Origin of the sequence: Nocardioides rubriscoriae (assembly GCF_008087085.1) — a bacterium.
In the GTDB taxonomy this organism is placed as follows: Bacteria; Actinomycetota; Actinomycetes; order Propionibacteriales; family Nocardioidaceae; genus Nocardioides; species Nocardioides rubriscoriae.
The window spans coordinates 293,825-306,702 of the sequence record NZ_VIYJ01000009.1; the positions used below are offsets into that span (position 1 = coordinate 293,825).

General features: G+C 73.8%; 13 protein-coding genes. 6 read left to right on the forward strand and 7 right to left on the reverse strand.

The genetic code is table 11. From position 1 onward, the window contains the following. Window positions 1–3 precede the first annotated feature (3 nt). A complete protein-coding gene (locus FZC61_RS17580) occupies window positions 4–1,782 on the reverse strand; it encodes an MFS transporter (RefSeq protein WP_148615456.1) in 1,779 nt (592 codons plus the stop codon). A gap of 7 nt (window positions 1,783–1,789) precedes the next feature. After that, entirely contained in the window at window positions 1,790–2,509 is a 720-nt protein-coding gene (locus FZC61_RS17585; protein WP_170286156.1) for an LppX_LprAFG lipoprotein, read from the reverse strand. Between the two features lie 133 nt (window positions 2,510–2,642). On the opposite strand from FZC61_RS17585, the gene FZC61_RS17590 reads away from it, so the two are divergent. Beyond that, on the forward strand, window positions 2,643–3,599 hold the full coding sequence (locus FZC61_RS17590; protein WP_148615458.1) for a hypothetical protein: 957 nt from the start codon (window positions 2,643–2,645) through the stop codon (window positions 3,597–3,599). Window positions 3,600–3,622: 23 nt separating this feature from the next. On the opposite strand, the gene FZC61_RS17595 is transcribed toward FZC61_RS17590, so the two are convergent. Then, on the reverse strand, window positions 3,623–4,399 hold the full coding sequence (locus tag FZC61_RS17595; protein ID WP_246142761.1) for an MBL fold metallo-hydrolase: 777 nt from the start codon (window positions 4,397–4,399) through the stop codon (window positions 3,623–3,625). A 107-nt stretch (window positions 4,400–4,506) separates the two neighbouring features. Between FZC61_RS17595 and FZC61_RS17600 the strand changes: the two genes are divergently transcribed. Both FZC61_RS17600 and FZC61_RS17605 read left to right on the forward strand, forming a co-directional pair. Further along, window positions 4,507–5,214, forward strand: coding sequence for an SURF1 family protein (locus tag FZC61_RS17600; RefSeq protein ID WP_148615459.1), 708 nt, complete (start codon window positions 4,507–4,509; stop codon window positions 5,212–5,214). Further along, window positions 5,211–5,546, forward strand: a complete 336-nt coding sequence (locus tag FZC61_RS17605; RefSeq protein ID WP_148615460.1) for a DUF3817 domain-containing protein — start codon at window positions 5,211–5,213, stop codon at window positions 5,544–5,546. Before FZC61_RS17600 ends, FZC61_RS17605 begins: the two co-directional genes overlap by 4 nt. Before the next feature lie 43 nt (window positions 5,547–5,589). Here the strand turns inward: FZC61_RS17605 and FZC61_RS17610 are convergent, their stop codons facing one another. Further along, the gene (locus tag FZC61_RS17610; RefSeq protein ID WP_148615461.1) at window positions 5,590–6,228 is read right to left on the reverse strand and encodes a hypothetical protein; all 639 of its coding nucleotides are present in this window, start codon (window positions 6,226–6,228) and stop codon (window positions 5,590–5,592) included. A 147-nt stretch (window positions 6,229–6,375) separates the two neighbouring features. Between FZC61_RS17610 and FZC61_RS17615 the strand changes: the two genes are divergently transcribed. After that, window positions 6,376–6,894 carry a peptidylprolyl isomerase gene (locus FZC61_RS17615; protein ID WP_148615462.1) on the forward strand — a complete coding sequence of 173 codons (519 nt, stop codon included), beginning with the start codon at window positions 6,376–6,378 and terminating at the stop codon, window positions 6,892–6,894. A gap of 13 nt (window positions 6,895–6,907) precedes the next feature. Continuing rightward, on the forward strand, window positions 6,908–7,834 hold the full coding sequence (locus tag FZC61_RS17620; protein WP_148615463.1) for a rhomboid family intramembrane serine protease: 927 nt from the start codon (window positions 6,908–6,910) through the stop codon (window positions 7,832–7,834). A gap of 279 nt (window positions 7,835–8,113) precedes the next feature. Here FZC61_RS17620 and FZC61_RS17625 read toward each other — a convergent pair whose 3' ends face one another. Continuing rightward, window positions 8,114–8,587: a cell division protein CrgA gene (locus FZC61_RS17625; RefSeq protein ID WP_148615464.1), complete on the reverse strand. Its 474-nt coding sequence runs from the start codon at window positions 8,585–8,587 to the stop codon at window positions 8,114–8,116. A 47-nt stretch (window positions 8,588–8,634) separates the two neighbouring features. Between FZC61_RS17625 and FZC61_RS17630 the strand changes: the two genes are divergently transcribed. Beyond that, window positions 8,635–9,444 carry a DUF881 domain-containing protein gene (locus FZC61_RS17630; RefSeq protein WP_246142762.1) on the forward strand — a complete coding sequence of 270 codons (810 nt, stop codon included), beginning with the start codon at window positions 8,635–8,637 and terminating at the stop codon, window positions 9,442–9,444. Window positions 9,445–9,466: 22 nt separating this feature from the next. Here FZC61_RS17630 and pknB read toward each other — a convergent pair whose 3' ends face one another. Both pknB and FZC61_RS17640 read right to left on the reverse strand, forming a co-directional pair. Next, a complete protein-coding gene (gene pknB / locus FZC61_RS17635) occupies window positions 9,467–11,284 on the reverse strand; it encodes a Stk1 family PASTA domain-containing Ser/Thr kinase (protein WP_148615465.1) in 1,818 nt (605 codons plus the stop codon). Then, the gene (locus tag FZC61_RS17640) at window positions 11,281–12,846 is read right to left on the reverse strand and encodes a serine/threonine protein kinase (RefSeq protein ID WP_148615466.1); all 1,566 of its coding nucleotides are present in this window, start codon (window positions 12,844–12,846) and stop codon (window positions 11,281–11,283) included. Before FZC61_RS17640 ends, pknB begins: the two co-directional genes overlap by 4 nt. Window positions 12,847–12,878 lie beyond the last annotated feature (32 nt).

Consider the following 12,878-nt stretch of genomic DNA (forward strand, 5'->3'; position numbering starts at 1 on the left):
CCGTCAGCCGATGCCGGCCGACAGCGCCGTCGTCCTCACCTCGCGGGTGTCGGCGCGGCGGAACACCACGAGGGCGACCGCCCCGGCGACCACGCAGCTGACGGCCGCGCCGAGGAAGATCGTGTGCAGCTGCACGAGTCCGGTGTCCTGCAGCATCCGGCTGAACTCCGGGCACCGGCTGTCGCCCTCGCCGCACACGTCCATCGGCGCGGGCAGGTCGGCCTGCGCTGTGTAGTAGCGGTGCAGCCCCAGGGTGGTCAGCACGCTGATGCCGACCAGCTTGCCGACCGTGCGGGCCACGATCAGCAGGGCGCTCGCCAGGCCGTGCACCGTGGGCACGGTGGCCGACAGCAGGGCCGCGTTGACCGGAGCCATCGCCAGGCCGACGCCGAGCCCGGCGGCGACCAGGGGCACGGTGGCCCACGGGTGGTCCAGGGCATCGAACGGCCACCGCGACATCCAGGCGAAGCCGAGCGCGGACAGCGCCATCCCCCAGGCGGTCACCACGCCGGCGTTGACGCGGTGACTGAGCCACCCGCCGACGAACGCGCCGACGGGGAGCCCGACCAGGAACCGCACCAGGACCAGGGCGGCGCTGAGCTGGGAGTCGGGGTAGACGGTGATCCGGGCGACGATCGGGATGTCGACCAGGGCGGCGATCACCGCGGCCCCGACGAAGAAGCTGACGACCAGCGCTCCCCACGCCGGCGTCGCCGTGACGGCGCCCGCAGGCACCAGCGGGTGGGTGACCGACCGATTGCGGCGCCAGAACAGCGCGGCTGCGGCGGTGCTCATCATCAGCAGCCAGGGTCCGTCCGACGACACCACCTGGGCCTGCGGGTCGGCGCTCGCGAACGCGACGATCACCCCGGCGAGCGCCACTGAGAGCAGCAGCGCACTGAGCACGTCGACCTCGTCCAGGAGGCTCCACCACGACCGCAGGTCGAGCAGCGGGCGGCGCGACGTCAGGCACCGCACCACCAGCAGCACGGTCAGGGTGAAGGCGGCCAGGGCCAGCGGTGACCACCAGCGACTCGCCCCCGCCACCGGCAGGAACGCCAGGCCCCACGTCACGTCGGCCAGCAGTCGTCCGGGCCTGGTCATCACCAGCACCACGCACGTCAGGGCGCTGACCGCCAGCGCCAGCCCCGCCCGGTCGAACCGCTGTCGCGGCACGGCCGGCGCGGTGCTGTCACCGGGAGCCTGCCGCCGGATGGCGACGGCCAGGAGCAGGCCGCAGGCCAGGTTGAGCCAGAAGATCGTGCGCCAGCTCCCGACGGCGAGCACCGCGGCGCCGTACACCGGCCCCACGACGTTGCCGAGCTCCTGCACCGCGCCGACGACGCCGAGCGGCACCCCGCGTCGGTGGGGCGGGAAGAGATCGGCCACCAGGGCGAGCGTCGGAGGCAGCAGCCCGCCGGCCCCCACGCCCTGCACGACCCGGCCGACCACCACGCTCGGCAGGTCGTACGCCGTCGCGGTCACCAGCGAACCCAGGGCGAAGACCACGAGCGCGCCGGTGAGCACCGGCAGCCGGCCGCGCACGTCGGCGATCCGCCCGATCAGCGGCAGCATCGCGGTGTAGCCGAGCAGGAACCCGGACAGGATCGGTGCGGCCCGCTGCAGGTCCTCCGCCGACAGGCCGGCCGACCCCATCATGTCGGGCAGCGCGAGGACCACGACGTAGCTGTCGGCGGCCGCGAAGCCGACCGCGACCGCGGCCAGCGCGAGCAGGAGCCGGCCGCGGTGGCCGTCCGGCACCGGCGGACCGGGCCCCGTCATGGCGCGGTCACGGCTTCTCGACGACCTGGTCGGTCCCGTAGTCGCCGACGTCGACGGTGTAGTCGACGGTGCCCGTGGCGCCGTAGAACGGGCCGGAGACCTCCACCGACCGGAGCCGGCCGTCCTGGTCGAGGTGGAAGGTGGTCGGGAAGGCGCCACCGGCGTCGGCGCTCGGGATCGACGCGTCGACCACCGCCCCGGGCAACGACCCGGTGTAGGTGCTCAGCACGGTCCGCCCGTCGCGCACCGGGTCGCCCTGCTCGACGCCGGTGGCCTCGGTCAGCCAGGTCGACAGACCGGTGTCGGGGTCCATCAGCCCGGCAGGGTCCGGAGCGCCGTAGTCGGCCGGGTTGACCTCGGAGAAGGAGCTCGTGAACGGCAGGCGGGCGTAGACCACGCCGTCGACCGAGACCACCGGCACCTCGACGTCGAGCCCGTTGACCACCAGGGTCAGGTCGCCGTCGAAGGCGGGTGCGTGCGTGGCGACGCCCTTGGCCCGCAGGATCCCGTCGACGTCGTCGGGCAGGTCCGGGGCGCTCAGCGACAGGGTCACCCCGCTGGTCTCGTCGAGGGCCCGCTTCGCGCCCGCCAGTGCCTCCTCGGGCGGTTGGTCGGACCCGCCGTCACCCCCGCCGGAGCACGCGGCGAGGAGCACCGCGGTCGCGGTGAGCGCGACCACCGGTCGGGCGCCGCCACGGGTCGCCGGTGTCCTCGGTGCGGTCGTCATCAGGGAACCTCCCGGGCCCAGCCTCGCCGTACGGCGCCGGGCCCGACAGGGTCGGACGACCCGTCTCGCCGGACCGGCCGACCGGCACGGGGTGGCCGCGCCGAGGCCTTCGCGAAGGTGGTGGAATGGGGCCATGAGGTCCCGTCCGCTGCTCGCGCTGGCGCTCGTCGGCGCCCTGGCCACGGGCTGCAGCGAGGAGGCGGCACCCGAGATCGTGCGGCCGCCCGAGGTGGTGAGGCCCGCGCCGGTCTACGACCCCGACCTCGAGCCGGCGGCCGCGGTCATGGCGGTCGTGCCCGCCGAGGCGACCGTGCTCGAGGTGACCGACTTCGACCAGGTGCGCCTCTCCCTCGGCTTCGGCGAGCTGACCAGCGCGTCCGACAAGGGGGTCCGCGCGAGGTTCTGGCGGCGCGCCGACCAGCGCTCGCCGCTGCTGAGCCGGGGCATGCTGCGCGACCAGGGCTACCAGCAGCGCTTCGGGTTCACCCAGGACGACGTCTCGTGGGAGGCCCACTTCACCGGCCCGGCGATCGAGGGGTACGTCGTGAAGTTCCGCGACGACCTCGACATGAGCGGGGTCGCGCGCGCGGCGCAGGCGGCCGACGGCCCGTTGGCCGGCGCGACCGTCGTGGCCGCGGCCCACGTGGCCGCCGTCGGGGCGACCCGCGAGCCCACCGAGAGCTGGGCGGCCGAGCCCGAGCTGGTCGACCTCGTCGGCCAGACCTCGCTGTCGACCTACGTCGCCCGCGACTGCCTGCGCGTCGAGGAGGCCTTCGGGCGCGACGTGACCGGCGAGCTCGCGCCGTCCCCGGCCGCCGACCTCGCCGGGCTCGACGCGCTGGGTGCCTTCTCGGTCGGGTTCGGCGGGACCGTCGTCTCGGTGCGACTCGGCCCGGCCCGCGACGACGTCTTCGACCGGGCGCGCCTGGCCGAGCGGTTGCCGGCCACCGACCCCGACTTCGGCACCGGCTTCACCGACCCCGTCGCCGACCCCGTGGGCGGCCGGATCGGCTTCCAGCTCGGCGACGGCCCGGTCGCCGCCGCGCTGGCCCACGAGCGCCAGCTGCCGTTCGCGGTCTGCGGGGGCTAGCAGCCGGTCAAGGCCTCATGGCCTCACGGGGTAGCGGCGTCGACGAAGGCGGCGTACTCGACCGGGTCGTGCGCGCTGAAGATGCGCAGGCCGGGGTGGTCGGCCTGCACGAGGTCGCGCAGACGGTCCTGGTTGGCGATGCGGACCTCGTCGTCCTGGGCCAGGAGCTTCTGCACGACCCGGAGCACCCGCGGGGTCGTGGGCGGCCGGGTCAGGTCGCCGCGGTGGAAGTAGGCGTCGCCGGCGTGGACCTGCCACCCCTCGCTGTCCCTGACGGCGACGAGCGTGTGCCCGCGGCTGTGGCCGTGCAACGGCACCATCAGCACGTCGTCGCCGAGCACCGTGACCGACTCGAACCCGAGCCACTCGTCGCCCGCGACGTGGTGGGTGGCGAAGCGGGCGTCCTTCCACTGCACCGGCAGGTAGCGGCCGTGCTCCATGCCCCGGGGCCTGCGCGCCGCCGCGAGCTCGGTGTCGTAGACGTGGACGGTGGCGCCCGGGAAGTCGCCGACCCCGCCGACGTGGTCGAGGTCGAGGTGGGTGAGCACGATGTCGGTGACGTCGTCGGCGCTGAACCCGAGCGCCTCGACCTGCGCCAGGGCGGTCTCCTCCCGGCGCAGCACCGGCCGCATGACGGACCTGAACGCCCGGCCCAGCCGCACCGGGTCGGCGATGTCGGCGGTCCCGAAGCCGCTGTCGACCAGCAGCAGCCCCTCGGCCCGCTCGACCAGCAGGACGTGGGCGACCATCGGCCCGACGAGCCGGGGGGCGAACGAGGCGCAGTTGAGGTGGTGGATCACGCACGCATCGTGGCAGAAGCCGACGGCCCGGCTCCGACACAGCCCCGCAGGTCCGTCCTGCGACCCCTCCGTACCCTGGAGCAGTGCGACTACTGGTGACTCCGAGGATGCTCGGCGCGCACCTGCTCGCGCTGGTGGCGATGGCGGCGGCGATCGGGCTCGGGGTCTGGCAGCTCGACGCGTGGCAGACCCGGCGCACGGCCGAGGCCGTCGACCTGACCCAGCGCGACCCGGTGCCCCTGGCCGACGTGCTCGGGCCCGGCGACCCGTTCCCGGGTGACCAGGTCGGCCAGCCGGTCGACGTCGCCGGCACCTGGGTGCCGGACTCGACGGTGCTGGTCTCCGGGCGCTACCGCGACGGCGTCGAGGGCTACTGGGTGGTGACGCCGGTCGAGGTCGGCGACGCCGCGGTGCCGGTGGTCCGCGGCTGGACCGCGTCGACCGGCGACGTGCCGGCCGCCCCCACCGGGATCGCCGATCTCGTGGGGTGGCTCCAGCCGCCCGAGGGCACCGGGGCCCTCGACGACGACCCGACCGACGACGTCTTCCCGCAGCTGCGCACCGCCGACCTGGTGCAGCGGCTCGACGGTGATGTCTACAGCGCCTACGCCGTCGCGCAGGCCGGCGTCGGCGGGCTGCCCGCGGCCGACCTCGAGGAGCTGCCCGACGCCGGGCGGTTCACCGCCCTGCGCAACCTGCTCTACGCGCTGGAGTGGTGGGTGTTCGCCGGGTTCGCCGGGTTCGTCTGGTGGCGTTTCGTGCGCGACGCCCTGGCCGCCGAGGCCACCGACCACCCGGTAGCGTCGGTGGCATGAAGCTGTTCCAGGCCTACCGCGTGCTGGCGCTCACCGTCGGGGTGCTGCTCGCGTTCTGCACCGTCGTCGCGCTGATGAAGTACCTGCTCACCGAGGGCTCGAGCCTGCAGCGCTTCGGCGAGGACGCGAGCGTCATGTGGGCGGTCCACGGCTGGGTGTTCATGATCTACGTCGTGGTGGCGTTCGTGCTGTCGCGCCGGGCGGGCTGGACCCCCCAGTTCACGATCCTGGCGCTGGTCGCGGGCCTCGTGCCCCTGTTGATCTTCTGGGTCGAGCACCGGGTCGCGGCCCGGGTGAAGGCCGAGAACCCCGAGCTCGCCGGTACCGCCTGAGCGGCACCGGCGAGCCGGTCTGGCTGGTCGGGCTGGTGAGCCCTCAGGCCTTGGTGTCGGGGTCGATCTCGACGACCTCGGCGGGCTCGTCGGGCGTGGAGACCGGGTGCGGGGCCTCGACGGCGTCGGCGAGGGCCTCGTCGGGCCCGGCGCCACCGGGGTCCTCGACCGAGGTCGGCGCCGACGCGACGGGGGTCGACGGTGCTGCGGGGGCCGCGGGCGCCGGGGACGGCGTGTAGGACGACTGCCAGTTGTCGCTCTGGCCGCCGCCCTGGAGCTTCTTGGCGACGACGGCGACGCCACCGGCGACAGCCCCGAGGACCAGCAGCGTCTTGAGCTTGCGGCGCTTGCGGGGCTCCTCGCCCTTGACCTGCGCGACCTTGGCCTCGGCCAGGGCGCGTGCGGCCGTGGCCTTCTCGCCGGCCAGCGCCGCACCACTGACGACCAGCGGCACCGCCTTGGCGCGGGCGTCGGCCAGCACGGGGGTGGCCTTGTCACGGGCGTCGGCGAGCACGGGGCCCGCCTTGTCGTAGGCGTCGGCCAGCGCGGGGACGGCAGTTTCCTGCACGAAGTCGCGCGCCTGGCCGTAGGCCGACTCGACGTGGGGGCGCAGGGCGTCGACGACGTCGCCTGCCTGGTCGATCGCCTGGTCGACCAGCGACTTCTTCTTGCGGAGTCCCATGGTGGACCTCCCTTTCCGGGCCTGTGGGCCTGCAGCGGGCTGGAACTCCACCCAACCACGGGCCCGCGACGAGCGGCCACCCCAGGGCGGGTGAGGGCGGCGTGGCAGGATCTGTGCGATCACCCGTCTTCCACGCGAAAGGCAGTCATGGCGGACCTGCAGGCCATCCTCAAGACCAACCGGGGCGACATCACCGTCACCCTGTTCCCCCACCACGCGCCCGAGACGGTCGCCAACTTCACCGGTCTTGCGACCGGCGAGAAGAAGTACGACAGCGGCAACGGTCGCAGCGGTCCGTTCTACGACGGCCTGGGCTTCCACCGGATCATCTCGGGCTTCATGATCCAGGGCGGGTGCCCGCTCGGCACCGGCACCGGCGGCCCCGGCTACACGTTCAAGGACGAGATCCACCCCGAGCTCGTCTTCGACAAGCCCTACCTGCTCGCGATGGCCAACGCCGGACCGGGCACCAACGGCTCGCAGTTCTTCATCACCCTGGGCGCCACGTCGTGGCTCAACCGCAAGCACACGATCTTCGGCGAGGTCGCCGACCAGGCCTCGCGCGACGTCGTCGACGCCATCGGTGCGACGCCGACCGGTGCCGGTGACCGCCCGATCGACCCGGTCGTCATCGAGTCCGTCGAGATCGTCGGCGGCGAGGGCTGAGGAGCACCACCCGATGTCTGAGCCCGCACCCGGCGTGACGGTCTGCTACCGGCACGCCGGGCGCGAGGCCAACATCCGCTGCCAGCGCTGCGAACGCCCGATCTGCACCGACTGCATGCGCGACGCCGCGGTCGGCTTCCAGTGCCCGTCGTGCATCAAGGAGGGCGCGCGCTCCACGCGGCAGGCCGTCGCCCCCTACGGCGGCACCCGCTCGACCAACCCGGCGCTCACGTCGTACGTGCTGATCGGGATCAACGTCGCGCTGTGGCTCGCCGTGGTCGCCACGGGCTGGCACGCCAGCCGGCTGATCTCGCGCTTGGCGCTGCTGCCCACCGGCCTGTGCGAGTCGGTGGCCGACCCCCGGGCCTACTACCGCGTGGCCGGCGAGGCCCAGTGCGTCGGCACCGACGCCCGGTGGGTCGACGGCGTCGCCGACGGTGCGGTCTGGCAGCTGCTGACCAGCACGTTCATGCACGTCGAGCTGTGGCACATCGCCGGCAACATGCTCGCGCTGTACTTCCTCGGGCCGCAGGTCGAGGCGGTGCTCGGACGAGCACGCTTCCTGGCGGTCTACCTGCTGGCCGGTCTGGCCGGCTCGGCGACGGCCTACTGGCTGTCGGCCTCCGACGGCTACTCCCTGGGTGCCTCCGGCGCGATCTACGGCCTGTTCGGCGCCCTCGGGGTGCTCATCCTCAAGGTCGGCGGCGACCTGCGCAGCATCGGTGGCCTGCTCGCGGTCAATCTGGTCATCACCTTCGCCGTGCCCAACATCTCGTGGCAGGCCCACCTGGGCGGTCTGCTCGGCGGGGCGCTGGTGACCGCGATCATCGTCTACGCCCCACGCGGCTCGCGTCGCACCGTCATCCAGTGGTCGGCCCTGTCCGGGGTGCTGGCCCTGGTCGTGCTCGCCGTCGTGCTCCGGTCGGCGGTCCTCGCGTGACCTTGTCCACAGCTGTGGACAAGACCGTGGATAACTACACCGTTGTCATTCGTTCCACAGGTGTGGACAACCCTGTGGATAACTAGGGCACCACGAGGCCCGGGCGGCAGGCCCGGACCCGTCGGCGCGCGGACGCGCGGGCACGGAACCCCCCGTGGGGTACGGGCTCCGGACGTGCCGAGGCGCCCCTACGACCCGGCGCCGTGACGGCACGCGGGAGCAGCGGCGCCCTGTGGAGAGTGCGGTGGACAACGACCGGCCGGTGGGCCGGTCGGCCCGTCACTCCCAGCGGGTGGCGAAGGTGAAGCCGACCGCCATGAAGGCGATGCCGACGACGAGGTTCTTCTGGCCCAGGTCGTTGAAGACCGGCACGCCGGAGGGGTCCTGCGAGATGGCGTAGAAGGTGCAGATCCAGGCCAGGCCGACCAGGAAGCAGCCGAGCATGCCCACGATGACCCCGCGGCCGCGACCCAGCGGCGTCGAGCGGTGCGCCGACAGCATCAGGCCGACGAAGAACAGACCGAATCCGATGACGTAGTTCCAGCCGCCGAGGTCCTGCACGAACGACGGCCCGGTCATCAGCGGGTTGCCCTGGTCGTCGAAGCTGCCGTCGGGGGCGCGGACGCCGACGTAGTAGAACGCGATGTAGGCGATGCCGGCCACCATGAGCAGCAGGCAGATCGCGAAGCGCACGCTGAGGACCGGTCCCCGGTCGGGGTTGAAGGTCTGCTGCTTCGCCTTGAGCTTGGCCACGGGTTCGCAATCCTTTGGGTCGGTGAGTCGCGGGTTACCTTAGTGGGGTGTCCCCCGACCACCGAAACGCGCCCGGCCACGAGCGGTCCGACACGAGCACACCGGCCCGGTCCCGACGTCGCTGGCGACTCGGCACGCCGCTGGTGGTGCTGGTGTCCGGGGCGCTGTTCGCGGTGAGCGCCACCAACAGCGAGGGCACCGACCTGCGACCGGGGCGCTACACCGACCTGGCCAGCCTGACCGAGGCCGAGTCGCGGTCCTACCAGGACCTGCAGGCCGAGGCCGCCGACCTCAAGACCGAGGTCGACCAGCTCACGCGCGCCGTCGACGACGACGACGTACGCCGTGCCGAGGCCCGGGCCGCCCGCCTCAAGGGCCGCGCCGGGCTCGAGGCGGTGCGGGGCGAGGGCGTGACGGTCGTGCTGTCCGACGCGAGCCAGGAGGCCCTGGAGGCCGCGCTCGCGGAGGCCGCCGACGACCCCGAGGCCGACCTCGACCCGCTGGTGGTGCACCAGCAGGACATCCAGGCCGTGGTCAACGCGCTGTGGGCCGGCGGTGCGCGCGCGGTCACCGTCCAGGGCCAGCGCATCGTGACCACCACCGGCATCAAGTGCACCGGCAGCGCTGTCCAGCTCGGCGGCGTGCCCTACCCGCAGCCCTACACGATCCAGGCCGTCGGCGACCCGGCCGCCCTGGTCACCGCCCTCGACGCCGACCCCTACGTCAGCGGGTTCCGCGCCGACGCCGAACGGCCCGACGTCGGCGTCGGCTTCGCCCTGACCCAGGAGCCCGTCGTCGACGCCCCCGCCTACGACGGGCTGCTCGACATCGACGTCGCGCGCCCCCAGCGGGGCTAGGGAGAAACGCCCTGGGCCTGCCCTACGGCGCCACGCCCCGACGCGGCGAGGGCAGCGTGGTCGGCACCGTCGTGGGCGGTACGTCGGTGGGTGGGGCCGAGGTCGTCGGCGCGTCGCTGGTCGGGGGCGCGGTGGGCTCGACGTAGACGGCCACGAAGATCGTCACGATGCTGCCCTCGGGCAGCACCTGCCCGGGCGGCTGCACCTGGTCGGTGACCTTGCCGCCCTCGGACTTGACGTCGGTCTCGTCGCCCTCGCGGACGTCGACGGTGAAGCCGGCGTCCTGGATCTTGGCCGTGGCGACCTCCTGGGTGTCGCCGACCACGTCGGGCACCTGCTCCATGCCGTCGGAGTAGAACAGGGTGATCGTGGTCCCCTTCTGGACCTGCGAGCCACCCGCCGGGTCCTGGCGCAGCACCTCGCGCGCCGGGAGGTCGCTCTCCTCGACCTGCTTGGTCACCGAGGTGAACCCGGCGGCCTTCAGCTCGGCGATCGCGTCCTTGACCGACTTGTTGGTCACGTCGGGCACGGTCACCTCGGCCTCGCCGATCGAGATGGTCAAGGTGACCTCGCTGCCCGGGTCGACGTAGTCGTCGCCCTGGGGGGCCTGGTCGATGACGTCGCCGCTGGGCACGGTGTCGCTGTTGACCCGCAGCGGTGGCTCGCGCACGGCGAGACCGGCGTCGCCGATCGCGGTGCGGGCCTGCTGCTCGGTCATGCCGATCACGCTCGGCACCTGGGTGCGGTCGGGGGAGTCGGGGAACAGGGAGTCCTTGACCAGGAACCACCCCGCGACCAGCAGCGCGACCAGCAGCAGCCCCAGCACGACCCACAGGCCGGTGCGCGGCGGGGAGTCGGCCACCGGCAGCAGGGCCGGCTCAGGACGGCGAGGCGCGGTGGGCAGCGCCACCGGGACCGGCGCGGCGCGGACGGGCTCGGGCACCGGCACGGGCACGACGGCCTGCACCGGGCGTCCGGCGAGGTAGGCCTCGATGTCGGCGCGCATCGCGGCGGCCGACTGGTAGCGGTCCTCCAGGCGCTTGGCCAGGGACTTCATCACGATGGCGTCGACGGCCGGCGGCAGGTCGGTGTCGTGGTCGGACGGCGGGTCGGCCTGCTCGCGCACGTGCTGGTAGGCGACGGCGACCGGGCTGTCGCCCACGAACGGCGGGCGCCCGGTCAGCAGCTCGTAGAGCAGGCAGCCGGCGGAGTAGACGTCGGAGCGCGAGTCGACCTGCTCGCCGCGGGCCTGCTCGGGCGAGAGGTACTGCGCGGTGCCGACGACCGCCGCGGTCTGCGTCATCGAGTTGGCGGCGTCGCTCATCGCCCGGGCGATGCCGAAGTCCATCACCTTGACGTCGCCGCTGGGCGTGAGCATCACGTTGCCGGGCTTGATGTCGCGGTGGATGATGCCGGCGCGGTGGCTGTAGTCGAGGGCCGACAGCACGCCGCTGGTGATCTCGAGGGCACGCTCGGGCAGGATCTTGCGGCCCTCGCGCAGGATGTCGCGCAGGGTGCGTCCGGCGACGAACTCCATCACGATGTAGGGCTGGGCGATGCCCGAGCCGTCGCCGGCCGGCTCCTCGCCGGTGTCGTAGACCGCGACGATCGACGGGTGGTTGAGCGACGCCGACGACTGGGCCTCGCGGCGGAAGCGGGCCTGGAACGTCGCGTCGCTGGCCAGGTCGGTGCGCAGCCGCTTGACCGCGACGATGCGTCCCAGGCGCGAGTCGGTGCCCTTGCGGACCTCGGCCATGCCGCCGCGGCCGAGCAGCTCGCCCAGCTCGTAGCGGCCGCCGACCACGGTGGGGCCGCTCTGGTCGGACCGGTCGTCGTTCACGGGGTGTCAGCTCCCTCGGTCGGGGCAGGGCTCGCGGGCCTGGTGGCCGGGGCCGGGCTGGCCGGGCTGGTCGGGCTGGTCGAGACGGTGGGGGGTGTGGTCGTCGGCGGGGTGGTCGTCGGCGGGGTCGTGGTGGGGGGTGTGCTCGTCGGCTCGCTGGTGGGCGGCTCGCTGGTCGGCTCGGGCGCGACGTCGTAGAAGGTCACGGTGATCGTCGCGTCGGCCGGCACGTCACGGCTGGGCGAGACGCTGGTGACCAGCCCGTCGCGGGCCGGGTCGTCGTTGGCCTGCGGGTCGCGCTGCACCCGCAGGCCGAGGTCGCGCAGGTCGGCCTCGACCTCGTCGATCGGGCGGCCGACGTAGAGACTCTCGTTGACGAAGACGGTGCCGGGCGCGGTCGAGGTCGGCGCGCTGGTCGTGGGGGTGCGGCGGGGCGACGCGGAGGTCGAGGTGGTGGCGGCCGGCTCGGAGTCGTCGTTGCCGGTGAGCAGCAGGGTCAGCACCACCGCCAGCCCGACCACGAGCAGCACGACGAGCACCAGCGGCCATGGGTTGGTGCGGCGGTCGTCGTCGACCGGGCCGACCGGGCCCGCGGGGGTCGGCGGGCCGAGCGGCACCACCGGGTCGACGTACGGCGTCGCGGCCAGGACCTGGGTGCGGGTGCTGTCGACGGGGGGCGCGACGACGGGGGTCGGCACGCGCACGGTGGAGGCAGCGGCGGCCGACGACGGGTCGCGCAGGGCACCGGCGAAGGCCGCGCCGTCGGGGTAGCGGTCCTCGGGCCGCTTGGACAGCGCGCGCGTGACGACGGCGGCCAGGTCGGCCGGCACCCGGGCCGGCAGGCTCGGCACGGGCTCGCGGATGTGGGCCAGCGCGGTGGCGACCGGCGACTCGGCGTCGAACGGGCGCCGTCCGGCCAGGCACTCGAAGGCCACGACGCCGAGCGCGTAGACGTCGGACGCGGCGGTGGCGGGCCGGCCCTCGGCCTGCTCGGGGGAGAGGTACTGGGGAGTGCCCATCACCGCGCCGGTGCGGGTGATGCCGACGCCGTCGGCGGCGCGGGCGATGCCGAAGTCGGTGACCTTGACCTGGCCGGTGGGAGTGACCATGAGGTTGGCCGGCTTGACGTCGCGGTGGACGATGCCGGCGCGGTGGGCCGCGCCCAGGGCGTCGCCGGTCTGGGCGAGCAGGTCGCGGACCGCGGTCGGGTCCAGGTCGCGGCCGGCGCCGATGAGCGCCGACAGGGGCTGGCCCTCGACCAGCTCCATCACCAGGAACGGACGGGGGTGGGGGGAGCCGTCGGTGGCCCCCCGCTCGCCGACGTCGTAGACGGCCGCCACGCCGGGGTGGTGCAGGGCGGCGGCGTGCCGGGCCTCGGTCTCGAAGCGGGAGCGGAAGACCGGGTCGTCGGCGTACTCGGCCTTGAGGAGCTTGACCGCGACCTCACGGCCCAAGGTGGTGTCGGTGGCCCGCCACACCTCGCCCATCCCTCCGGTGGCGATGCGGGAGTCGAGCCGGTAGCGACCGCTGTCGTCGGCGGAGCCGGCGGACTGCTCGGTCATGGCGTGCTCCTCTCGCTCGGGTGGTGGACGGG

What these genes read in the sequence shown, in the direction of transcription:
- FZC61_RS17580 (WP_148615456.1), bottom strand. Translation starts at nt 1,782, where the DNA reads ATGACGGGGCCCGGTCCGCCGGTGCCGGACGGCCACCGCGGCCGGCTC.
- FZC61_RS17585 (WP_170286156.1), bottom strand. Translation starts at nt 2,509, where the DNA reads ATGACGACCGCACCGAGGACACCGGCGACCCGTGGCGGCGCCCGACCG.
- FZC61_RS17590 (WP_148615458.1), top strand. Translation starts at nt 2,643, where the DNA reads ATGAGGTCCCGTCCGCTGCTCGCGCTGGCGCTCGTCGGCGCCCTGGCC.
- FZC61_RS17600 (WP_148615459.1), top strand. Translation starts at nt 4,507, where the DNA reads ATGCTCGGCGCGCACCTGCTCGCGCTGGTGGCGATGGCGGCGGCGATC.
- FZC61_RS17605 (WP_148615460.1), top strand. Translation starts at nt 5,211, where the DNA reads ATGAAGCTGTTCCAGGCCTACCGCGTGCTGGCGCTCACCGTCGGGGTG.
- FZC61_RS17610 (WP_148615461.1), bottom strand. Translation starts at nt 6,228, where the DNA reads ATGGGACTCCGCAAGAAGAAGTCGCTGGTCGACCAGGCGATCGACCAG.
- FZC61_RS17615 (WP_148615462.1), top strand. Translation starts at nt 6,376, where the DNA reads ATGGCGGACCTGCAGGCCATCCTCAAGACCAACCGGGGCGACATCACC.
- FZC61_RS17620 (WP_148615463.1), top strand. Translation starts at nt 6,908, where the DNA reads ATGTCTGAGCCCGCACCCGGCGTGACGGTCTGCTACCGGCACGCCGGG.
- FZC61_RS17640 (WP_148615466.1), bottom strand. Translation starts at nt 12,846, where the DNA reads ATGACCGAGCAGTCCGCCGGCTCCGCCGACGACAGCGGTCGCTACCGG.